This window comes from Microbacterium sp. AC026 (genome assembly GCF_979258475.1).
Genome location: NZ_OZ409857.1, coordinates 948,543 through 969,191, shown reverse-complemented (window position 1 = coordinate 969,191; position 20,649 = coordinate 948,543). Strand labels below are relative to the sequence as shown.

20 protein-coding genes and 1 pseudogene are annotated in these 20,649 nt (G+C 66.8%); 10 read left to right on the top strand and 11 right to left on the bottom strand.

The features are described 5' to 3' along the window. Positions 1 to 153 precede the first annotated feature (153 nt). Positions 154 to 735 carry a hypothetical protein gene (locus ACZZ93_RS04990; protein ID WP_053095618.1) on the bottom strand — a complete coding sequence of 194 codons (582 nt, stop codon included), beginning with the start codon at positions 733 to 735 and terminating at the stop codon, positions 154 to 156. Between the two features lie 143 nt (positions 736 to 878). Next, positions 879 to 2,639 carry a DUF4012 domain-containing protein gene (locus tag ACZZ93_RS04985; protein ID WP_372984652.1) on the bottom strand — a complete coding sequence of 587 codons (1,761 nt, stop codon included), beginning with the start codon at positions 2,637 to 2,639 and terminating at the stop codon, positions 879 to 881. Positions 2,640 to 2,748: 109 nt separating this feature from the next. On the opposite strand from ACZZ93_RS04985, the gene ACZZ93_RS04980 reads away from it, so the two are divergent. Then, positions 2,749 to 3,822, top strand: coding sequence for a glycosyltransferase (locus ACZZ93_RS04980; protein WP_372984653.1), 1,074 nt, complete (start codon positions 2,749 to 2,751; stop codon positions 3,820 to 3,822). A 53-nt stretch (positions 3,823 to 3,875) separates the two neighbouring features. On the opposite strand, the gene ACZZ93_RS04975 is transcribed toward ACZZ93_RS04980, so the two are convergent. Genes ACZZ93_RS04975 through ACZZ93_RS04965 form a run of 3 tightly spaced genes read right to left on the bottom strand, consistent with a single transcriptional unit; the run spans position 3,876 to position 5,435 of the window. Beyond that, positions 3,876 to 4,619, bottom strand: a complete 744-nt coding sequence (locus ACZZ93_RS04975) for an ABC transporter ATP-binding protein (protein ID WP_053095621.1) — start codon at positions 4,617 to 4,619, stop codon at positions 3,876 to 3,878. Continuing rightward, positions 4,603 to 4,854, bottom strand: coding sequence for a hypothetical protein (locus ACZZ93_RS04970; RefSeq protein WP_463510588.1), 252 nt, complete (start codon positions 4,852 to 4,854; stop codon positions 4,603 to 4,605). Before ACZZ93_RS04970 ends, ACZZ93_RS04975 begins: the two co-directional genes overlap by 17 nt. Continuing rightward, positions 4,851 to 5,435: an ABC transporter permease gene (locus ACZZ93_RS04965; RefSeq protein WP_463510587.1), complete on the bottom strand. Its 585-nt coding sequence runs from the start codon at positions 5,433 to 5,435 to the stop codon at positions 4,851 to 4,853. Before ACZZ93_RS04965 ends, ACZZ93_RS04970 begins: the two co-directional genes overlap by 4 nt. A 231-nt stretch (positions 5,436 to 5,666) precedes the next feature. On the opposite strand from ACZZ93_RS04965, the gene ACZZ93_RS04960 reads away from it, so the two are divergent. From ACZZ93_RS04960 to ACZZ93_RS04935, 6 genes and pseudogenes are all read left to right on the top strand, one after another. Next, on the top strand, positions 5,667 to 6,230 hold the full coding sequence (locus ACZZ93_RS04960) for a hypothetical protein (protein WP_463510586.1): 564 nt from the start codon (positions 5,667 to 5,669) through the stop codon (positions 6,228 to 6,230). Then, on the top strand, positions 6,227 to 7,351 hold the full coding sequence (locus ACZZ93_RS04955) for a glycosyltransferase (RefSeq protein WP_463510585.1): 1,125 nt from the start codon (positions 6,227 to 6,229) through the stop codon (positions 7,349 to 7,351). The genes ACZZ93_RS04960 and ACZZ93_RS04955 overlap by 4 nt, the downstream gene beginning before the upstream one ends. After that, positions 7,321 to 7,491 (top strand): annotated as a pseudogene (locus ACZZ93_RS04950) (glycosyltransferase); the annotation flags it as partial. The gene ACZZ93_RS04955 and the pseudogene ACZZ93_RS04950, both read left to right, overlap by 31 nt. A 122-nt stretch (positions 7,492 to 7,613) precedes the next feature. Beyond that, a complete protein-coding gene (locus ACZZ93_RS04945) occupies positions 7,614 to 8,246 on the top strand; it encodes a glycosyltransferase family protein (RefSeq protein WP_463511777.1) in 633 nt (210 codons plus the stop codon). Next, complete coding sequence (locus tag ACZZ93_RS04940; protein ID WP_372984654.1) at positions 8,243 to 10,183, top strand: DUF6541 family protein; 1,941 nt, start codon at positions 8,243 to 8,245, stop codon at positions 10,181 to 10,183. The genes ACZZ93_RS04945 and ACZZ93_RS04940 overlap by 4 nt, the downstream gene beginning before the upstream one ends. After that, positions 10,180 to 11,070 (top strand): glycosyltransferase, encoded by an 891-nt coding sequence (locus tag ACZZ93_RS04935; RefSeq protein ID WP_372984655.1) that lies wholly within the window; start codon positions 10,180 to 10,182, stop codon positions 11,068 to 11,070. Before ACZZ93_RS04940 ends, ACZZ93_RS04935 begins: the two co-directional genes overlap by 4 nt. A gap of 32 nt (positions 11,071 to 11,102) precedes the next feature. Here the strand turns inward: ACZZ93_RS04935 and ACZZ93_RS04930 are convergent, their stop codons facing one another. Both ACZZ93_RS04930 and ACZZ93_RS04925 read right to left on the bottom strand, forming a co-directional pair. Further along, the gene (locus tag ACZZ93_RS04930) at positions 11,103 to 11,876 is read right to left on the bottom strand and encodes a glycosyltransferase (protein ID WP_372984656.1); all 774 of its coding nucleotides are present in this window, start codon (positions 11,874 to 11,876) and stop codon (positions 11,103 to 11,105) included. Further along, positions 11,869 to 13,131: a lipopolysaccharide biosynthesis protein gene (locus ACZZ93_RS04925; protein WP_372984657.1), complete on the bottom strand. Its 1,263-nt coding sequence runs from the start codon at positions 13,129 to 13,131 to the stop codon at positions 11,869 to 11,871. Before ACZZ93_RS04925 ends, ACZZ93_RS04930 begins: the two co-directional genes overlap by 8 nt. Before the next feature lie 110 nt (positions 13,132 to 13,241). Between ACZZ93_RS04925 and ACZZ93_RS04920 the strand changes: the two genes are divergently transcribed. Next, on the top strand, positions 13,242 to 14,243 hold the full coding sequence (locus ACZZ93_RS04920; protein WP_400340726.1) for a glycosyltransferase: 1,002 nt from the start codon (positions 13,242 to 13,244) through the stop codon (positions 14,241 to 14,243). Positions 14,244 to 14,270: 27 nt separating this feature from the next. Here the strand turns inward: ACZZ93_RS04920 and ACZZ93_RS04915 are convergent, their stop codons facing one another. Genes ACZZ93_RS04915 through ACZZ93_RS04900 form a run of 4 tightly spaced genes read right to left on the bottom strand, consistent with a single transcriptional unit; the run spans position 14,271 to position 18,598 of the window. After that, on the bottom strand, positions 14,271 to 15,200 hold the full coding sequence (locus tag ACZZ93_RS04915) for a glycosyltransferase (RefSeq protein WP_463510584.1): 930 nt from the start codon (positions 15,198 to 15,200) through the stop codon (positions 14,271 to 14,273). Beyond that, positions 15,197 to 15,595 (bottom strand): DUF2304 domain-containing protein, encoded by a 399-nt coding sequence (locus ACZZ93_RS04910; RefSeq protein WP_053095630.1) that lies wholly within the window; start codon positions 15,593 to 15,595, stop codon positions 15,197 to 15,199. Before ACZZ93_RS04910 ends, ACZZ93_RS04915 begins: the two co-directional genes overlap by 4 nt. After that, a complete protein-coding gene (locus ACZZ93_RS04905; protein WP_053095631.1) occupies positions 15,592 to 16,347 on the bottom strand; it encodes a glycosyltransferase family 2 protein in 756 nt (251 codons plus the stop codon). The genes ACZZ93_RS04910 and ACZZ93_RS04905 overlap by 4 nt, the downstream gene beginning before the upstream one ends. A 37-nt stretch (positions 16,348 to 16,384) precedes the next feature. Beyond that, positions 16,385 to 18,598: a hypothetical protein gene (locus ACZZ93_RS04900; protein WP_463510583.1), complete on the bottom strand. Its 2,214-nt coding sequence runs from the start codon at positions 18,596 to 18,598 to the stop codon at positions 16,385 to 16,387. Positions 18,599 to 18,779: 181 nt separating this feature from the next. On the opposite strand from ACZZ93_RS04900, the gene rfbA reads away from it, so the two are divergent. Together rfbA and rfbB are read left to right on the top strand one after the other, a co-directional pair. After that, positions 18,780 to 19,649 (top strand): glucose-1-phosphate thymidylyltransferase RfbA, encoded by an 870-nt coding sequence (gene rfbA, locus ACZZ93_RS04895; RefSeq protein ID WP_053095633.1) that lies wholly within the window; start codon positions 18,780 to 18,782, stop codon positions 19,647 to 19,649. Next, a complete protein-coding gene (gene rfbB / locus ACZZ93_RS04890; RefSeq protein ID WP_053095634.1) occupies positions 19,649 to 20,647 on the top strand; it encodes a dTDP-glucose 4,6-dehydratase in 999 nt (332 codons plus the stop codon). The genes rfbA and rfbB overlap by 1 nt, the downstream gene beginning before the upstream one ends. Positions 20,648 to 20,649 lie beyond the last annotated feature (2 nt).

Here is a 20,649-nt window from a genome sequence, read left to right as displayed (position 1 = left end):
GCCGGTGCACATGAGTGAGCCCACGGCCGCCACCTGAGAGTGAAGGTGGCGGCCGTGGGCCTCCGGTTCAGGACCGGATTCACCAGACGACGGTGATCGGAGGGGAGGGATCACCGTCGTCCAGTCGGTTCCCGCTGAAAGCGGGGACCTGACCTAGGCGCGCTTACGGCGCGTGACGCCTGTGGCGACGAGTACTCCACCAGCCACCAGAGCAGCTGCCCCACCTCCGAGAACCCACGGCGAGACGCTGCCGCCCGTGAGGGCGAGCTCGAGCCCGCCGCCGGTGAGCGGAAGCTCCGTGCCCGCGGCCGCGACACCGGGATCGTGGTCGCAGCTCACCGCTGAATCGTGGCCGTGCGAGACGGTGATCGTCGCCGTGTACGACCGCGACCCGTCGAAGGCGAGTGCGTAGGAGCCCTCGCCGTCGGCCGGCGGGCGGAAGGTGACGACGAGGCTGCCGTCCGCCGCGGCCGTGTTGCCCGAGACAGCGGAGTCGCCCGCGTTGAGGCCAGAGACCGACACTCCGACGTTCTCAGACGGCAGGAAATAGCCTGCGCCGAAGACGACGGTGGACACTTCGCAGATGTCGATGATCGGATCATCGACGCTCACCCGCGGCGTGCCGGCATACGAGTCGGACTCGGTCGGAACGACCGGTGAGGCGGAGGCGACAGCAGGTGCCATGAGCACGAGTACGCCAGCGGTAAGGCTGATGGCAGCCAGTTTCTTCAGCATGATTCTCCCCAGAAATACACGCGGAATCGCCTTCGGATACACCCCTGCATCCGACTGCGTGAGCTCTTCCTGTCCCCACGACAGAATTGCAGAACTCAGATATTCCCCAGTGAGAATGACCCTACATCATCGAATCAGGAAAGTCACGACGTGCAACGCAGTTGTTCGCGGGACACGTCGGGTGCGGTGACCATGGGCGTGTGATCGACCACCGTCAGTCGTTCTCCGGCGCCGGTTCCCTGATATTCGACGGTGATCGTCGACGATTCGCCCGGAGCCAGCAGCACCTCGTGCTGAACGGCGGAGCGGGAGCCGAGCAGAGCCGTTTGCACACTGACCTCTTCTCCGTCGCGATCGATATGAGACGGGGTCGCGCCCTCGGGGCCGTACACGGTGATCAGGGTCCTGGTCGACCCGGCGGGTACTCCGTAGAACCCGTTAGCGGTCACGTATGGCGGCAGCGCCGTCCCGGCGTCCGCGGGCGCGTCGTTCTTCCAGGTCACCGTCACCTGCGTGGTCGGTTCGCCGTCGCACGTGCCGATCGACGTCGTGATGGCCGCGTCCGCGTAGAAGTCCATCTTCCCGCCGGTCGTGTCGTTGAAGAGCACGCCGACGTGGGTCTGGGGGCCGTCCTCGGGCAGCGCCCCGCCGAGCGTCGACGCCGACAGGATCGCCTCTTCGTCCTCATGCGCGCTCCAGATGCGGATGCGTCGCTCATCGGCCGACTCGGCGAGGGCGGCGACGAGATCCTTCGGGGCCGCTTCGGTCAGCGCAGCGGACAGCAGCGCTCCCGCCGCCTGGGAGAAGATCTCATCCTGCGCCGCCGGATCGGGCACGCTGGCGTAGATCTCCGAGATCAGCAGGCCCACGACGGTGTCTTTCGTCGCGCTGAACGGCCCGAAGGTGAGCGGGCCCGTGGCTGCGACGAGGTTCTCCGTCATCACGGCGTCGACCGCGATGACGCCGTCGATGGGGTGCCCGAATCGGTTCTGCCATCGTGCCGCGATCGCGGGGCCTGCTTCCGTGAAATCCGGAATGCTCGTCAGGTTCTGCATATACCGACCGGGGCTGTCCTCGAAGAGGGCGACGGTCGACTCGCTCAACGGCAGCGGCGTGTCGAGGGAGGGGAAATCCGGAACGGAGGCCTGCTGGACGAGCGTGATCCGGCCGTTCTCGGCGTGCAGCAGGGCGATCGCCCCGATGATTCCGCCGGACGATCGCAGCTCGGCATTGTTCTGCATCGCGAGCACATAATTGCGGGGACCCTCTCCGCCGAGCATGCTCGGCAGCAGCGCGGACGCTCCATGCAGCGCTCCCACGACGGTGGCAGCCTGCGTGACGGCCGATCGCATCTCTCTCACGGCATCGGCGAGCGGAGGAATCGTCGCGCCCGCGTCGATGTCGAGCGCTCGCGTCTCCGCAGAGGTCAGCGTGGCACTCGCCTCAGCCAACGGGGGCTCGATCTGCGCGAAAGGCGTGAGATCTACCACTCCGCCGGAGAGTCCCAGACTCGCCAGATCGAGTTCCTCAGCGGCGGCCAGCACCGGAACGAGCGCGTCCGACGCGACGTCGTCGGCGATCTCGGCGACGTCGCTCACCGCCGAGAAGTTCGGTCCGAGCCAGGGCAGCAGACCGAAGCCTGACCAGATCGGATCGGATGTCAGGTCGTGCGCGGACCGTGCGTGGTGAGCGATGCGCGCAGAGAGCGTTGCGGCTGTGTCGAGGTCGCCCTGCCCGATCGCCTGCTTGAGCTTCGACGACGCGGCCGAGACCTGCTGCAGATCGTTCACGGCTCCGATCCCACGGATGCCGACCCAGCCGATCGCGAGCACGACGAGGGTCACGATCGCGCCGATGGTCCACCGCAACCATCGACGACGTACAGGCAGGCGTCCGTCACTCACCCCTGCATTCAAGCACGAAGCGAGATATCGGCGGCGGACGGCCCCGCAATCCTCCGCGCACCCGGTGCTGCTCCCAGGTTCGGGGCGGGTGGGCGATTACTGTTGTCGCATGGGTGCTCGGCTGCGTGTTGTTCTGGATCAGCTGACGCATGTCGTGCACGCGGACCACGCCTCAGCGGCGTCGGACCTCACCGCTGCGCTCATCTCGACCGCCCCCTCCGGGTGCGAGGTCGAGGCCATCGTCCCGTCGGGCGTCGACGTGCAGATCCCGGGTCTGGTCGACGTGCGCAGACTGTCACTCGCGCGGCGCGAGCTCGCGGCGTCCTGGCAGTTGGGCATCGTCCCCGGGGTGGGCGGAGGGCTCATCCACTCGCCGACCCTGATGGCTCCGCTGGTGCGTCACGACCGCCTGCACGACCTCGATCAGACGACAGTCACCCTGTGGGATCTGCAGGCGTGGGACGAGCCGGATTCGCTCACCAAGTCCGTGGTCGCCTGGCAGCGGGCGATGCTGAAGCGAGCCGTCAAGCACGCGGATGCCGTCGTGGTGCCCTCCCACTCGGTCGGTGAGCGACTGGCGGAGATCGCGAAGCTGAGCGGACGGATTCGCGTCATCCCTGGGGCCGCCCCAACTGCTCTGGTGATGCCCCTCGACGCGCGAGAACGACGAGCCGCTCTGTCCCTGACGGAAGGGTATGTGCTGCTCACCGGATCGGCGCAGTCGCTCGAGCACGGCTTCCGGGCAGCTGTCGCATCCGGCAGGGATGCCGTCGTGCTCGACGCTCCGGAGGGGGCAGAACCGCGACTCGTCGAGGTCGCAGTGGCCACAGGGCTGCCTGAAGCACGGGCCCACATCCGTGGCGCTCTGTCGACGGAGGATCGGGCGGCCGTCTTCGCCGGGGCGTCGGCGCTGGTCGCGACCAGCCCACGCGCTGCGTGGCCATGGCGTGCGGTCGAGGCCATGACCCTCGGTGTGCCGGTGGTCGCCGTCGACAGCGGAGTCCATCAGGATGTGATCGCTGACGGGGGCGCGATCGTGCCGTCGACCGAGATGGTCGAGGCCGTCGTCGATGCGGTCGGCGACGGCGCACGGCGTCTGAGCGTGCTCGGCGCGGATCGATCGAGGTCGTTCTCCTGGCTCGGCGCGGCCGAGCGTGTGTGGGGACTCCACGCGGATCTCTGAGACGCACATCCGCGCGCGGTCGCCGAGCGCGCTGCGCCGGCGTCCGAGCGCTCTCAGGAGCGCATGACCTCGACGGCTTCCGCGCTCGGTCCGTCGAAGCGCACTTTGCCCTTCTGAAGCAGGATGCCGCGGTCGCACAGGTTCGAGACCATGTTGAGGTCGTGGCTGACCACGACGAGCGTCTTCCCCTCAGCGTGCAGTTCGCGCACGCGAGCGAGGCACTTCTTCTGGAACGGCTCGTCGCCGACCGAGAGGATCTCGTCGATCAGCAGGACGTCCATCTCGGTGTGGATCGCCACGGAGAACGCGAGTCTGAGGAACATGCCGGACGAATAGTGCTTCACCTCGGTGTCGATGAACTGCTCGATCTCGCTGAACGCGACGATCTCGTCGTACCGAGCCTCGGTCTCCTTCTTGCTCATGCCGAGGATCGCGGCGTTGAGGAAGATGTTCTCGCGTCCGGACAGATCGGGGTGGAACCCCGCGCCGACCTCGATCAGGCCGGCGATGCGGCCGCGAGTGAGCACGGTGCCGGCATCGGGCTCGAGAACACCCGAGATCAGCTTGAGCATCGTCGACTTGCCCGATCCGTTGAAACCGAGGAGAGCGACGGATTCGCCTTGCTGGATGTCGAACGACACGCCGTCCAGGGCGTGGAAGTCGGTCGTCAGCGGCTTGCGACGGATCGCGGCGAGAGCCGTCTCCTTGATCGAATGCGTGTGCCGGAGTTTGAACGTCTTGTGGACGTCGTCGATGATGATCCGCGGAAGTGGCTGCGCATCAGAGATCTTGGGCAAAGCGGCCCTCCAGTCGGCGGAAGACGAGCTGGCCGATGACCAGCGCGATGAGAGACGTCACGAGGGCGATGAGCCCGTACATCCACACGTCGGGGAGCGGGGACGCGTCAGGCCCGAGCGGGAACCAGACGCCGTAGTGGAAGAGCTCCACGGCGGCGGTGATGGGGTTCAGTCGATAGAGGACGAAGAGCCAGTCGGGTACGACATTGGCGACCTGCGTCCACTCGTACATCACGGGGAGGCCCAGATCGCGACCATCACGATGATCTCGACGAAGCTCTGCGCATCGCGGAACGTCACGTTGATCGACCCGAAGAAGAGCCCGAGGCCACTGGCGAGCACGGCGATGATGACGAGTGCGAGAAGGATGGCGCCGAGCGAGGCGAAGGTGGGCGCCCACCCGAAGAACAGCGAGATGGCGATCACGACGATGATCTGCGGCACCGTGTTCACGGCGGCGATCATCATGCTGGCGATCGGGAACATCTCGCGAGGCAGGTAGATCTTCTTGATGAGCGCCGCGTTGTCGACCAGGGACCGGGTGCCGTTGGAGAACGCCTCGTTGAAGAAGGTGACGACGGTGATGCCCGAGAGCAGATAGATCGGGAAGTAGTCGACGCGGTCGTTCAGGCCGAGGAACACGCCGATCGCGACGAAGAACACCACGAACTGCACGAGTGGCTTCACGTACGACCACAGCCAGCCGAAGATGGAACCCCGATACCGGATCTGGACTTCCTTGCGCACGATGAGCGAGAGGAGATGCCGTTGCCGGAAGACCTCGAGGAGCCCTCGATTCGCGCCAGGAGTCGTCATTCTCTGGTCGTCGGCTGTGCGAGCCTGTTGCACCGCGATTCCACCTTCCGAGGCGCCGACGGTCTCGGGCGCACCGAGAGCAATCATACGATCCTCCGCGCGGTGTCCCTGGCAGATCGATGGGGATGCGTCCGAACGCGCGGCACAGGCGCAACCCAGGGTCAGGGGCTGGGCCGCTGGTAGGATCGCGGAGGTCTCGTGCGTCCGTCGATCCGAAAGCAAACTGTATCCGTGACACCTCTTCAAGCTCTCGATCAGCCTGCACTCTTCCGCTTCGAGGACCCGCAGACGGGCGCCGATCTGTCGGAGCGCGAACGCCGCCTTCTCGTCGGCGCGTTGAACTTCCACGCGCTCATGGCACCTCAGCGAAAGCTGCGGATCCATCTCTACGACGGCTCGGTGGAGACGACGCCTCGACTGACCGACGACAGCACGTTCGACGGACTCTCGAGGAACAACCGACACCGCATCGGGAGCTTCGACATCGTCAGCTCCGTCTCCGTCGAAGAGCGTGAGCGCGAGCGTGCGGAAGCGGCCTCGGCCCGTCTCGTGGCGTCGCCCGCCAGGCATCTGCACGTGTCATCCGACGATGTGCTCGACTCGGACCCTTACCGCCCGCAGCGTCCCGGCCTGGTCGGCCGGATCGCACGGAGCGTCAAGTCGCGCGCGCCGCTGCTCTACGACGACGCCCGGGACCTCTCGCTGCTCAGATTCCGCCGCAAGCTCACGACGGCCATCGAGCCTCGCGATTACGAGGCGGAGTTCCGTCCGGGGGCGCACACGAGGACGACGTGATCGTGCCGGCCGGCCCGGTTCTCGACGGGGCGCCGAAGGCCGTGATCATCGGACTCCACTGGTTCGAGCTCGGTGGCGCCGAACTCTGGGCGTTCGAGACGGTGCGTCTGGTGCGCGAGGCCGGCTTCCTTCCCATCGTGCTGACCAATCGGGACTCTCACCAGCCATGGGTCACACGGCCCGAGCTCGACGGAGCGCTGCTGATCCCGTTCTCCGAGCCCACCGTCACCTCGCAGACCGCCGGCGTCGAACCGCTGCTCCGCTCGCTGCTGCGCACCTTCGACGTGCGCGGTGTCGTCATCCACCACAATCAGTGGCTGTACGACCGGGTCGCCTGGATCGCCGCCTCGCGTCCTGGCATCCCCATCATCGACAGCACTCACATCGTCGAGTACACCGGCGGCGGGTATCCGCTGAGCAGTGCGATCGCGTCCCGATCGATCACGACGCATCACGTCATCTCGCCGAGCCTCGCCCGCTGGATGACCGATGTGCAGCGCATCCCTGCTGACCGTGTGGTCATGGCACCGCTCGGCGGACTCACCGTGAAGCCGAAGGATGCCGTGTTCCGTCCGCGGACCGCGGGTGAGCAGTTCACCGTCGCGTTCATCGGCCGGATGGCCCGGCAGAAGGCGCCCGAGGTGTACATCACCATGGCGAGGCGGTTGAAGCGCCAGGGATACTCGCTGCGTTTCATCCTTCACGGCGGCGGCGAGCTGTCGAGCTGGGTCGATGACATCATCCGTGCCGAGGGGCTGGGGGAGGACATCGTCCGACGCAGCTCGGACACCCCTGTCTCCGAGACGCTCGATGAAGCGCATGTGCTCGTCGTCGCGTCGCACAATGAGGGACTCACGCTCACGACGCTCGAGGCGATCGCACACGGTGTGCCCGTGATCTCGACGGATGTCGGGGCACAGAGCGACATCATCCCCGAATCCGCTCTGGTTCCGCGTCACGCACGTGTCGCCGCCCGTCGACTCGCCGAGGCGGTGGCCCCGCTCGTCGACGACGAGGAGTCGAGGGAAGCGCTGTGGCGGAAGGAGCGCAAGGCGGAGAAGAAGTTGCTGTCCCAGCAGTCCGCGAGTTCATGGTTCAAGGAAGAGGTGGGCTCATGGTGAGTGTCGCTGGAGTGGTCGTCACGTTCAATCGGCTCGAGAAGCTGAAGACGGTGATCGCATCGATCGAGGCGCAGACGCACGCCGTCGAGACGCTGTTCGTCATCGACAACGCCTCGACCGACGGCACGGCGGAGTACCTGGCATCCCTCGAGACGTCCGTCCCCCTCGAAGTCGTGACCATGTCGACCAACTCCGGGGAGCGGGTGGCTTCTCCGAGGGGATGCTGCGCGGATACGCCTCCGGCGCGGACCACGTGTGGATCATGGACGATGACTGCTATCCGAAGCCGGAAGCGCTCGAGAGCCTCATCGCCGGATTCGACGGGGCCGTCCAGGAACTCGGCGGCGACGTCCCCTTCGCATGTTCCGTCGTCGAGTTCACCGACGGCAGCATCTGCGAGATGAACAACCCCGTGACGACGTGGGACTGGGGCCGTCTGCTCGTCAAGGGCCAGAACAATGTCATGGTCACAGCGTGCTCGTTCGTCTCCGTGCTCATTCCACGCTGGGCGATCGCGGAGTACGGGCTTCCGTACTCCGAGTACTTCATCTGGTTCGACGACCGCGAGTACACCCTTCGCCTCACCGCTCGCTGCCCGGGCGTGCAGGTGCTCGACAGCGTCGTGGTCCACGACATGGGCGACAACCGCGGAGTGAACTTCGCGATGGTCGACCGCAAGAGCCTCTGGAAGTTCTCGTACGGCGTGCGCAACGAGGCCTCCTGGCAGCTGCACCATCGCGGATTCCTGTACTTCATCGAGTTCGGCGCACGGCTCTTCGTGAGCCTGCACCGCGGTCGCGTCCCGCTGGATCTGCGCGCGAAGCTGCTCGGCAAGTGGCTGAAGGGCATCACCTTCAATCCGAAGGTCCGCTACCCGGAGGCTGAGGCGGCGTGAGCTGGGTCTCGATCCTGCCCGCACTGATCGTCACCGGAGCTCTTCTCTTCCTCCCGGGACTCCTGCTCGGCTTCCTCCTCCGCCTGCGCGGAATGAGACTCCTCGCGCTGGCACCGGCGCTGAGCGTCTCCCTCGTCGCGGTCGCCGCCATCGCAGCGCCTTTCGTGGGAATCCGATGGAGCATCCTGCCCGTCCTCGTACTCACCGCGGTGGCGTCGCTCGCCGCCTTCTTCTGGTCGAAGCACGTCGGAGTCCCGGCGCGACCACGCACGCACGTGAGCGCGAGGCAGCTGGTCGCGATCATCGTCTCCATCGCAGTGCCCGCTGCGCTGATCGCGTTCGTGCTCGTGCGGAGCATGCACGACCCGGAGTTCTTCTCACAGCGTTACGACAACTTCTTCCATCTGAACGCTGTGCAGTACGTCCTGGACACCGGGAACGCATCGCCGCTGTGGCTGGGAAGCATGACGTCGCCGGCCGGCGTCCCCTTCTACCCGTCCGGATGGCACGCGCTCGTCTCCATCGTCGTCGCTCTGAGCGGGGCATCCGTGCCCCTCGCTACCAATGCGATGATCATCGTCGTCGCGGCGGTCGTCTGGCCGATCGGCGCGGTGTTCCTCGTGCGCGAGCTTCTGGGACGAAACCAGATCATGACGGTGATCGCGGGCGCTCTGGCTGCCGCCTTCCCGGCCTTCCCCTTCCTGCTCCTGCACTACGGGGTGCTCTATCCGCTGTTCCTCGGCCTGGCCGTGGCTCCGGCCGCGATCGTCGTCGCCTGGTGGCTTCTCAGGCCCGGGCGAGTGTCGCGTCGCCAGGACTGGGCCCTGCTGTTGGTGCTCGTCGTGCCGGGCCTGGGTGTCGCGCACCCCGGGGCTCTCATGGCGGTCGTCGCTCTCACGGTGCCCTTCGTCCTCGCCAGGCTTCTGCATCAGATGAGGGCTCCCGGACGCCCGCGGGTGATCGCGATCGGCCTGCTCGTCGCCTACGCCGCCGTCGGCGTGGTCCTCCTGCAGGTCGTGCGTCCCCCCGGAAGCCAGATCTACTGGCCCATCATCAACACCGTGCCCGACTCCATCGGTGAGGTCGTCGCGGCGAGCGTGTACGGCTACCCGAGTTCGCTCGGGATCACCGCTCTGATGATCATCGGCGCGTACAGCGTGATCCGCCGAGGCACCTATGCGCGGTGGTCGGTCCTGGCGATGGCGGTCATCTCCGCCGTGCTCTATATCATCGTGTCGGCGTCACCGTATGAGACGCTCCGGTTCTGGTTCACGGCCCCGTGGTACAACAACCCGCCTCGTATCGCCGCGTTCTGGGCGATCGGAGTCCTCCCGCTCGCTGCGCTCGGTGGCATCGTGCTGGTCACATGGCTTTTGCGCCAGCGGCTGCTCGCGCCGGTGCGGCGCTTCTCCGAGCGTCTGCCGATCGTCCTGATCGCCGTCGTCGTGATCGCACTCGTCGGAGTCACCCAGAACGCCGCGATCCGGCAGGCCGCAGCAGATATCGAGTTCACCTACGAGCTGCGACCGGGTGGGCCGATCCTGTCTCCGGACGAGCTCGATCTCATGGAGGATCTCGACGAGCTCGTTCCCGAGGACGCCGTCATCGCGGGAGACCCGTGGACCGGAGCGTCCTTCGCCTATGGCGTGAGCGGACGACGCGTCCTCATGCCGCATCTCCTGATGGATCTCACCGACGACGCCGAGGCGATCAACACGAAGCTGAACACAGACGGCGACTCTCCGCAGGTGTGCGACGCCCTCGAGGACACCGGTGTCGCGTACGTCCTCGACTTCAGCGCCGACGGCGACTTCCAGGAGAACGACGGCGACTACTCGGGACTCGAGGACCTCGAGAGCTCGCCTTACGTCGAGCTCGTCGAGCAGCGCGGAGATGCGAAGCTCTACAAGATCGTCTCGTGCGGACTCGGCTCATGACGTACGAGATCTTCGTGCCTTTCTGGGGAGACCCCGAACAGCTCTACGAGACCGTCGAATCGGTGCGCGCCCAGACGGACCCGGACTGGCGGCTGACCGTCATCGACGACTGTTATCCCGATGACTCTGTCGCGGCGCACTTCGACGAGGAGTTGGACGAGCGGATCATCTACACCCGGAACGAGCACAACATCGGGATCACCGAGAACTTCCGGGAGTCGGTCCGCCGCGCGTCCGGGGACTTCGTCACGATCCTCGGCTGCGACGACCTCCTGCACCCGAACTACGTGGCGGTCGTCCGCGCCGCGGCGCGTGCCGTGCCCCACGCGGATGTGATCCAGCCGGGAGTCCAGGTCATCGATGAGCGCGGCGCGGTCGTGCTGCCCCTCGTCGATCGGATCAAGCAGCGCCTGCTCACCCCGAAGGGCCAGGGGATCACCGTGTTCAACGGCCCTGACATGGCCACGACGCTGATCCGGGGCAACTGGCTGTATTGGCCCTCGCTCTCGCTGCGGGTCGAGACGCTGCGCAGGATCGACTTCACGGATGACCTCGCCGTCATCCAGGATCTCGCTCTCCTCATGGACATCGCGTTCGACGGGGGCACGCTGGCGTATACGCCGCCGCTCGCGTTCTCCTATCGGCGTCATCTGGCGAGCGCGTCTCAGAAGACGCTGCTCGACGGCAGTCGTTTCCTCGACGAGCGTAGGTACTACCGCATCGCGCGTCGATCGGCCGCTGCGCGGGGATGGAGCCGCACAGCGCGGACCGCGAGAGTACGTCTCATGTCCCGTCTGCACGGGATCGCCGCGTTGCCCCTCGTCCTGAGGCATGGCACGGCGCGGGGTGTGCGGTCGGCCCTGGCGCACGTCGCGGATCCCCGCTGAGGTTCCGCGCGCGGAAAAGGCTCAGCCGCTGTCTACGGGGCTGAGCCGCCTCGGCTGAGTCGTCGTGCCGCGGCGACGCGACGTGATGCCTCGCGCCAGGCACGGAGAAGCATCCACCGCGACTGCAGAGCCTTGCGGAGACCCCGTGGTCTCGGTGCCGACGCATTGGCATCGTGCAGCCGACGTCGCAGAACCGGGCTCTGCACATGCGCGAGCACACGGGCCGTGTTGCCCACCGTCGCGATCCACAGGTCGTGGGACTCGACCAGGAACCCGGGGAAAGGCAGGATCAGCTCCGAGGCCTCACGTCGGATCGCCATCGCGCAGCCGTAGTAGGGGGCATCGCCGGCCAGCAGACGCAGCTCGTTCGCCAGCGATCCGCCCGAGGGGAGCGGAGCGAGGCGCCAGGGTCGTCCGGTGAGCGGCGAGCTCAGTGGCGAGTCGTCAGGGAGCAGCACCAGGTCGCCGGCGGCGATCGAGCGGTCGCGGAGTGCCTCGACCAACAGGTCGCGACGCCCGGCGACCCACTCATCGTCCTGGTCGGAGAGGAAGATGACGTCACGGTCCGCCAGCGACAGCGCACGCTCGAACGTCTTGACGTAACCGAGGTTCTTCGGGTTTCTGTACACGGTCACGCGCGCATCGCGGTATGTCTCGAGAAGGGCGACGGTGCCGTCGGTACTCGCGTCGTCGACGATGACGACCTGATCGTCCGGCCGCAGTCCCGCGAGGATCGAGTCGAGTTGCTCGCGCAGATACCCTGTGCCGTTGTACGTCGCCATGCATACGCACACGGTCTCAGTCATGTGCGACTCCTCGCTCAGACGGTGCCACGAGAGCGAAAGCCGCCCGCCTCTCCCGCAGCAGATGATGTGTTCCGGCCGACCCGACGACGGCGAGGATCACGAGCTCCGAGGCGGCGAGGCCGGCGATGATCCCGCTGAGACCCCACTGGGACGCCCAGATCATGAGCGGCACTCCGACGACAGCGGCGCCGAGGGTGCCGTAGAGCACGTAGCGGTTGAGGCCGGCCGGCACCAGGACGTTGCGGATGAAGGGGGTCGTCAGGCTCGTCAGCGCGAAGGTGGCGCCGAAGCCCAGGAACACGGCGATCTCGGGCGTCGCCGCGCGGCCGAACAGGAGCGTGGACAGCACAGGGCCGAGCAGAGCCAGCGCCGTACCGCCGAAGAGAGCGAGGGCTGTGTGGAGGCCGAATGCCACGAGATGGCGGCGCGCCCGGCCATGCGCATAAGACACTTCGAGCACCCACTTCTGCAGAGTGTTCGACAGCACCGTGACGGCGAAGAGGGCGATGCGGAAGAACTTGTCGGCGGAGGTCGCCTGACCACTGGCCGTCGCGCCGAGGAGGCCCTGGGCGAGCGGGATGGGCGCAGAGGTGTAGGTTCCGCCGATCGTCTCGGCCGCGGCGACCGAGACGTTCGCGCGATATGCGCGCAGGACGCGCCGCCCGGCGAACGGAGGCACGGGTCGTCGGTAGAGGCGGAGGTTCAGAAGCAGCGGGCCGGTGAGGAAGCCGATCAGAGTGAGGACCGGATACCACAGCAGCTGCTCGGTGAGCAGGAGGAGCGGGATCGCGAGAGCGACGCTGAGGCTCACTGGCACGGTCTCGAACAGCAGGACGACCCGCGCATCCCCGACGCCGACTGCGTACCAGACGACGGTCATGGCCGCGGCGGTGGTCGCCAGCGTGACGAGGGCGGCGACAAGGCGGAACTCGGGGGGAACCAGGGCCGAGCTGAGGGCGGCACCGACGAGTCCCGCCGCGACGACGAGCAGTCCGCGGCACCAGAACGAATCACCGAAGAGCTGACGTCGGGCGTCGTCGTCGGCACTGAGCGCGATGCGCGCTCCGCCCGAGATGTTCCAGCCGAATCCCGCGACTATCGCGCAGACGGTTCCCACGGCCTGAGCCGTGCCCACGGAGCCCCACGCCGCCAGACCGAAGACGTTCGGGATGATCGGCAGCAGGAACAGCGGCGCGATGAATGAGATCAGAGGAACGGCGCTGAAGCCCGCGAAGCGTGACAGCAGAACCTTCATCGATGGGACTCCTCGGACCATTGCGGCCCGACACCATTCCGGATGGCGCGGACGTGAACGCGTGCGACCCTAGACTACTTGAGTCGGCGTGAACGAGAGGTCAGGGTCCCATGGTTGGTGTCATCGTGCTCGCCGCCTACCGACCTTCCCGGGAACTCTTCAGCCGCCAGCTCGCCTCTATTCGCGATCAGACGGTCACCGACTGGGAGTGCATCATCTCCGTCGACGGAGAACTGGAGACCGTCGAGGAGGTCGTCGCCGAGGTCGCGGCCGGGGACGAGCGCTTCCGCATCGTCGCGGACGGCAGACGCCTGGGTTTCTACCTGAACTTCGAGAGGGGTCTCGCAGCGGTGCCCGCCGAGACCGAGTGGGTGGCGCTGAGCGACCAGGACGACTTCTGGTATCCCGACAAGCTCGAGAAGCTGCTCCCGTACCTCTCGCATTCGGCGATCGTCTCCGGGCAGGCGCGTCTGGTGTCCCATCCCGGTGACGAGGTGCTCGGATTCACCGACCGCCGGCAGCTCGACCCGGCATCGACGATGATCGTGAATCAGTTCACCGGTTCGTTGTGCCTCTTCCGCCGAGACCTGCTGACGACGGCGCTGCCGTTTCCCCGCCTCTCCTCACACACGGTCGCGCACGATCACTGGCTTGCTGTCGTCGGGATGGCGCAGGGAGGCGGTCGCATCGTGGATGAGGTCGTGCAGGACTACGTGCAGCACTCCGCGAACGTGTTCGGCGACCCGAGCAGGCTGAGACTCGGACCGATCGCGACTCTGCGGAGAGCCTGGGGCAATGCCGTCACGTTCGCCGTGCGGTACGAGGGGGCGGCGACGCCGTCCGCGATGACCCGGATGCTGTTCTGGATCTATGTGGGGTGGCGCCAGCTCATGGCGCAGACGCTCCTGGAGCGTGATCCCCGCGCGGCACGCGCGATCGAGTTGGATCGGCTCTTCGGCTCGGGTCGGCGACTGCCGGTGACCCTGGGGATGTTGCGGAGGGTTCGCCGCGCGCGGGCCGTCCCGACGCCTTTCGTCATCGCCTATGTCGCGAGCTGGGCAGCGGGGTGGCTGATCCGGGGCCGGCGGCGCACTCCGACGGTGGCACGCTGAGCGGTCCGTTCGCAAATCTCGCGCCGGTCACACAGGGCGCGCGCGCCAGGTGACTCGAGCGGCGTCAGCGGCGAGTTCCGGGCTCATCCTGCCCAGGCGCTCAGCGCGTCCGTCACGGAACCCCGCGATGAGCAGCTTGCGCATGGTGGATCGGGGCCTGGCCAGCATCCACGCGATGAGGAAGTACGCGTAGTCGGCTCGCGCGTCGCGACGCAGGCGCGCCCGATGACGCGGATGCCGCCGTCCCACGACGATCCGATTCCTCGCCCTGTAGTAGTACCGGAACGGCGTGCTCAGCGTGAGGGTGGGAAGCACCGCTCCGAGCGGGCCGGGTACCCGGTAGCGTGCACCCAGGCGGTGGGGCAGGCGGAGGCCGGGGGCGACGATGCACGGCAGGTCGGCATCCAGGCAGCGGATCTCGAAGTCCGTATCCACGAGGTCGATGAAGAGGGCTTCGTCCATCAGCCCGACCCGTTCGAGCACCTCTGACGGAAGATACATGCCGGACTGGATCGCGTGGGCGGCGTGGACCACTCCCTGCGGCGTCGATGACCCGGCCTGGGAGACGTCCGCGAAGAACTCCGGAACCACGGGGCCCGCGGAAACGCCGTGCGCGCGCGCATGCTCGTGCGCGGCGCCCAGAGCGGCGACGAAGCCGGGGGCGATGGTCGAGTCCTGGTCGAATGTCACGACCGCGCTCGCGCCGTGTTCGATGGCGCAGCGGATGCCGTGATTCAGTGCCGCACCGATGCCGCGGTTGCTCTCCAACGTGATCACCTGCGCACCGGTCGATGCGATGTCCGCGCGGATCACGTCGAACTCTGCACCGCTGCCGTCATCGACCACGATGATGCCGGTGACTTGCGGAGCGAGATCTCCCAGAAGCGGAGGCACCTGTGCCGGGCGATGCACGGTGACGACGCCCCAGACATCGGCGCTCGGGGCTCCGGACGTCATGCCGGGGGAGCGCTGTCGGCGTCGCGGCCGCGGTGCTGAGCCTCCAGAGCGGCGATGCGGCGATCCAACCTGTCGATCTCGGCGCGCGACAGCGCCGCTTCCTCCGCGACGCGGCGGATCTCGTCCTCTGCCTGGGAGAGCTCCCAGGAGAGGTGCAGCGCGACTCCCAGGAGCAGGGTGATCGCGAGAGCGAACAGCAGGTTCGCCGGCACTTGCACGCCGAGCAGCGATGTCGCCCAGAGCAGGAGCTGGGGGAAGATCCCGAGCAGCAGGACGCTCAGCGCGATGACGATCCACATCACCGCGTACTTCTCGCGAAGACGTCGCGTCAGCAGCATCCAGAAGACCAGTGCGAGGATGACGAGAGCGAGAGCGATCCCGACGATGACGATCATCGTGCGACCTCCGGTTCGCCCACGGATGTGGACCGACTCGTCGAACCGGGTCGTCGCAGCATCGCCAGGCCGAGGGTGAACACCGAACGCAGCAGGTAGATCGATGCTCCGATCGGGCCCTGACTCGGGGTGCCGTGCACGCGCGGGCGCATCGCCACCGGCACCTGCGTCACCGTCAATCCGGCGTGGCACGCTGCGACGAGCGAGTCGATGGTGTCGCCGAGGTACTCGGCGGGGTAATAGCGGACGTACTGTTCGATGGCTCTGCTGTTGGCAGCGCGGAAGCCGCTCGTCACGTCTGTCAGACGGGTCTTCGCGACCCGGGACACGGTCTTGGCCAGGAACACCATCGCCCAGTGGCGCGGGCCGCGAACCGAATAGTCGCCGACGTCCGCGAAACGTGCGCCGATCGAGATGTCCGCGGTGTCGAGACCGTCGAGGACTCGCGCGATGTCGACGGGGTTGTGCTGGCCGTCGGCGTCGACCTGGATGGCCCGCGTGTAGCCGTGGCGCTTCGCGTAGGTGAAGCCGGTGCGCATCGCTCCGCCGACGCCGAGGTTGAAGGGGAGGGAGATGACCGTGGCGCCGGCCTCTCGCGCGACCGCGCTCGTGTCATCGGTCGATCCGTCGTCGACGACGAGCAGATCGAAGTCGGCGCTCGCTGCCCGGATCTCGTGCACGGTGCGTCCGACGTTGCGGGCCTCGTTCCATGCGGGGACGATCACGAGGACACGGTCCGACGACAAGCTCATAGTTCACCGATCCTATCCGATCGGCCGAACGCGACGATCACGTGATCGGAGCGCCCATGGCGTAGTCGGCCTTGAAGGCGGGGGCGAGCTGGAGCACTGCGGGTGCACGCCCTCCACCGAGCCGGAGGAGAACCCCGATCGACGTCACATGTCGGAGCTTGCCGTTCTCGTAGAAGTAGATCTCCGGCGCGCCGGTGAACTGCACGAAGTCGGTTCCGCTGGTCAGCAGAGGGGATCCCACCTTGTATCGCGACAGCTGATCACCCGGGAGCACGTATTCGCGCGGCGCGGTTCCCCCGTTCAGCTGGAGCAGGGTCGTGATGCTGCGGACGTGACGCAACGTCCCGTTCTCGTATCGGTAGATCTCCTCGCGCCCGGTGAAGCGCACGAACGACTTCTCGGGCAGGTTCGCCGCACCGGTGCCGAACCATTCGACGGTGGCCGGTGACCAGGGCAGCACCTTCAACGGCCTGGACCCGTTGAGGGCCAGCAGGTCGGCAGGGGACGGCACATGACGCAGCGTGCCGCCCGAGACGACGTAGATCTCCGGGGCTCCCTGCGGCTGGATGAACAGAGGTGCGGAGACCGTGGTCTTCGAGCGGGGCATCGCGCCGCATTCCCCGCTGCCCAGCGTGGTCGGCTTGATGCCGCCATACTGCGTGCCCGACACCGGATGGAGCTTGCCGCCCGCGGCGATCAGAGTGCTGCTGCCGCACGAGACGACGGGGGTGAGCGTCGAACCGACTCTCGTGTTGGCTGCGACCGAGCTGCTCGGCACCACGGTGATGCCGGCAGCGCCGAACTCACGGGCGAGGGCGGTGCTCGGTACGCGCAGCAGGCGGTCGCCGAGAAGCGTGAGGAACACATCCTGTGTTCCCGCGGCGCGGATCAGGCTGTTCGCCTTGATGACGAGGAGCCCGTTGCCGATCGATGCGGCCGCGGACGGCTTCATCGACGCGACGTACCCGGATGTTCCTTTGGAGACCTCGAGCCAGGTCTGCTGGTTGGCCACATGCCTGCGCAGACCGCCCTGGTAGAGGTAGACCTCGGGGTCCGCCCCCGAGCGGAAGAACGAACCGACAGGGGCACCCTCGGAGAATCGGTCCGCAGTAGTGCCGGTGAGGTTGACGTACGAGCTGAACGCGTATCCGAACAGGGCGACTTGAGCAGCGTCGACGAAGCGATGGCGGGTGCCGTCCGGTTCCAGGAGGTACAGCGTCCCGGTGCGAGGGTCGTGCACGTACCGCGTGACCGGCTTGCCCTCGGGCATCGGGTCGAGGTACGCCGCGGCCACGGACACGGCACCGCCGAGCCTCGACCGCAGCGCGGCGAGGTCCTCGGCAGCGACGACATGGTGGCGGACACCGGACTGCACGAGGTAGATCTCCGCGCGACCCGGCACCTGCGCGAGGGTGGCCGGAGCGGCGCCCGTCGTCTGAGTGCTGCCGAACCAATCGGTGAAGAGCTGGTAGAAGTTGCGATTGCCGTAGCTGGAGCATCCGTCCCCGGTGCCGTATCCGGCGTTGAGCGCCGCCCGATTCGGCTGGTAGGGCGTGTAGTAGTACAGAGCGGCGGTCGCCTTGTTCTCGACCCTGACCGGGGCGGACCCGCAGGCCCGGTTGGGGTCCGGGTGGTAGAGGATGTTCCAGGTCTTCCCCGGCGCGTAGTACGTGAACCAGCGTCCCTCGGCGTAGATCTGCATCTGCCGGGCGGCGCCGTAGATCTGGTAGAAGAAGCCTGCGTAGGCCGGATCGCACGGCGCAGTGTCCGGGCACCCCTGGCCGAGGGCCTTGTCGAAGCGCCAGGTGCTCGGCCACGTGTGCGTGACCAGGCTCTGCTCCTTCTCGAGCATGACGATGAGCACCCGCGGGTTGATGCCGCAGGACTGCGCGACCCGCGCGATGATCGTCGCCGCCGACTCGTTCGGTGCTCCGGAGTATCCGCGGCAGTAGCTGTCCGCAGGACGGTTCGGTGTGTTCTGACGGTAGTCCTTGAGGCAGACGTACCCACCTCGGCACGAAGCCACCTTCCCGCGGAAGAACGAGTCGATCTGGCCGGCGGACATGGTGTCGCTCTGGAAGAACACGCCATCGGAGATGATGTTCCCCGGCTTGAACTGCGCGAGGTTCGCGGTGTCCCGGATGGATGCGTCCGCGGAACCCGTCACCGCGGTCGAGGATGTCAGCGTGGCCCCCGCAGTCGACAGAGCGCCGGAGGAGGAGGGCGCGACGGCGTTGGCCGGCGTCGCCACGAGCAGGGATGCGGCGAAGACGACAGCCGCTGCACTGGCGATGAGGCCGAGCAGGTGGGGGATTTTGAGCCGGTCACCTGCTCATTGTGACGGAAATGCACAGACGATGCCAGTGTGAACGATGTGACGCAAGTAAATCGTGCCTGTCTGAGTCCCAGCTGGGATGTGGCACGATATGGGGGTGAAAGGCATAATTCTCGCTGGTGGCTCAGGAACCCGACTGCATCCGATCACGATCGGCATCTCCAAGCAGCTGATACCCGTGTACGACAAGCCGATGGTCTACTACCCGCTGTCGACGCTGATGCTGGCGGGGATCCGGGACATCCTGATCATCACCACGCCTCACGACGCCGAGCAGTTCGAGCGTCTTCTCGGTGACGGCTCGCAGTTCGGGGTCAATCTCACGTTCGCGCAGCAGCCGTCGCCGGACGGCCTCGCACAGGCCTTCGTGATCGGAGCCGACTTCATCGGCGACGACAAGGTCGCCCTCGTGCTCGGTGACAACCTGCTCTACGGCCCGGGGCTCGGAACGCAGCTCAAGCGCTACACCGATGTCGAGGGCGGCGCCGTGTTCGCCTACTGGGTGGCGGAGCCCAACGCCTACGGAGTGGTCGAGTTCGATGCCGACGGTCGTGCCGTCTCGCTCGAGGAGAAGCCCGAGCACCCCAAGAGCAACTACGCCGTACCCGGACTCTATTTCTACGACAACGACGTCGTCGAGATCGCTCGCGCCCTCGAGCCCAGCGCTCGCGGCGAGTACGAGATCACCGACATCAACCGCGCCTATCTCGAACGAGGCGCGCTCCAGGTGGAGGTGCTCCCGCGCGGAACAGCGTGGCTCGACACCGGGACCTTCGACCAGATGTCGGATGCCGGCGACTACGTGCGCACCATGGAGCGCCGCACGGGTCTGCGCATCGGCGTCCCCGAGGAGGTCGCCTGGCGTCAGGGCTTCCTCACCGACGATGACCTGCGCGAGCGGGCCACGAAGCTCGTGAAGTCCGGATACGGCACCTACCTGCTCGAGACCCTGGAAAGAGGTCGTTGATGTCGAACATCCTCGTCACCGGAGGCGCCGGTTTCATCGGCTCGAACTTCGTCCACTACGCGGTGGAGAACACCGATCACACCGTCACGGTGCTCGACGCGCTGACCTATGCCGGAAACCGGGCGTCGCTCGAGGGGCTCCCCGAGAACCGGGTGCGATTCGTGCACGGTGACATCACCGATGCCGAGCTCGTCGACGGGCTCACCGCAGAAGCGGACGCCGTGGTGCACTACGCGGCGGAGTCGCACAACGACAACTCGCTGCACAGTCCTCGTCCCTTCCTGGACACGAACATCATCGGCACGTACACGCTGCTGGAAGCGGCGCGTCGGCACGAGACGCGGTTCCACCACATCTCGACCGACGAGGTGTACGGCGACCTCGAGCTCGACGACCCCGAGCGGTTCACCGAGCAGACGCCGTACAACCCCTCGTCGCCGTACTCGTCGACGAAGGCCGGCAGCGACCTGCTCGTGCGCGCGTGGGTCCGCTCGTTCGGCGTCCAGGCGACGATCTCGAACTGCTCCAACAACTACGGCCCCTACCAGCACGTCGAGAAGTTCATCCCTCGGCAGATCACCAATGTCATCCGCGGTATCCGGCCGAAGCTCTACGGCGCCGGGGAGAACGTCCGGGACTGGATCCACGCGAACGATCACTCGTCCGCCGTGCTCACGATCCTGGAGAAGGGTCGGATCGGCGAGACCTATCTGATCGGCGCCGACGGAGAGCGGAACAACAAGGACGTCGTCGAGCTCATCCTCGAGGAGATGGGCCAGCCGCGAGACGCGTACGACCACGTCACGGACCGCGCAGGCCACGATCTGCGGTACGCGATCGATTCCACCAAGCTGCGCACCGAGCTGGGCTGGAAGCCGGAGTTCGCCGACTTCGAGTCCGGACTCGCCGCGACCATCGCCTGGTACCGCGACAACGAATCGTGGTGGGCGCCGTCCAAGGACCAGACCGAGGCGTTCTACGCGTCGAAGGGACAGTGACC

What these genes read in the sequence shown, in the direction of transcription:
- ACZZ93_RS04945 (WP_463511777.1), top strand. Translation starts at nt 7,614, where the DNA reads ATGGACGATGACTGCTATCCGAAGCCGGAAGCGCTCGAGAGCCTCATC.
- ACZZ93_RS04930 (WP_372984656.1), bottom strand. Translation starts at nt 11,876, where the DNA reads ATGACTGAGACCGTGTGCGTATGCATGGCGACGTACAACGGCACAGGG.
- ACZZ93_RS04915 (WP_463510584.1), bottom strand. Translation starts at nt 15,200, where the DNA reads ATGACGTCCGGAGCCCCGAGCGCCGATGTCTGGGGCGTCGTCACCGTG.
- ACZZ93_RS04920 (WP_400340726.1), top strand. Translation starts at nt 13,242, where the DNA reads ATGGTTGGTGTCATCGTGCTCGCCGCCTACCGACCTTCCCGGGAACTC.
- rfbB (WP_053095634.1), top strand. Translation starts at nt 19,649, where the DNA reads ATGTCGAACATCCTCGTCACCGGAGGCGCCGGTTTCATCGGCTCGAAC.
- ACZZ93_RS04965 (WP_463510587.1), bottom strand. Translation starts at nt 5,435, where the DNA reads ATGACGACTCCTGGCGCGAATCGAGGGCTCCTCGAGGTCTTCCGGCAA.
- ACZZ93_RS04935 (WP_372984655.1), top strand. Translation starts at nt 10,180, where the DNA reads ATGACGTACGAGATCTTCGTGCCTTTCTGGGGAGACCCCGAACAGCTC.
- ACZZ93_RS04910 (WP_053095630.1), bottom strand. Translation starts at nt 15,595, where the DNA reads ATGATCGTCATCGTCGGGATCGCTCTCGCTCTCGTCATCCTCGCACTG.
- ACZZ93_RS04905 (WP_053095631.1), bottom strand. Translation starts at nt 16,347, where the DNA reads ATGAGCTTGTCGTCGGACCGTGTCCTCGTGATCGTCCCCGCATGGAAC.
- ACZZ93_RS04990 (WP_053095618.1), bottom strand. Translation starts at nt 735, where the DNA reads ATGCTGAAGAAACTGGCTGCCATCAGCCTTACCGCTGGCGTACTCGTG.
- ACZZ93_RS04980 (WP_372984653.1), top strand. Translation starts at nt 2,749, where the DNA reads ATGGGTGCTCGGCTGCGTGTTGTTCTGGATCAGCTGACGCATGTCGTG.
- ACZZ93_RS04925 (WP_372984657.1), bottom strand. Translation starts at nt 13,131, where the DNA reads ATGAAGGTTCTGCTGTCACGCTTCGCGGGCTTCAGCGCCGTTCCTCTG.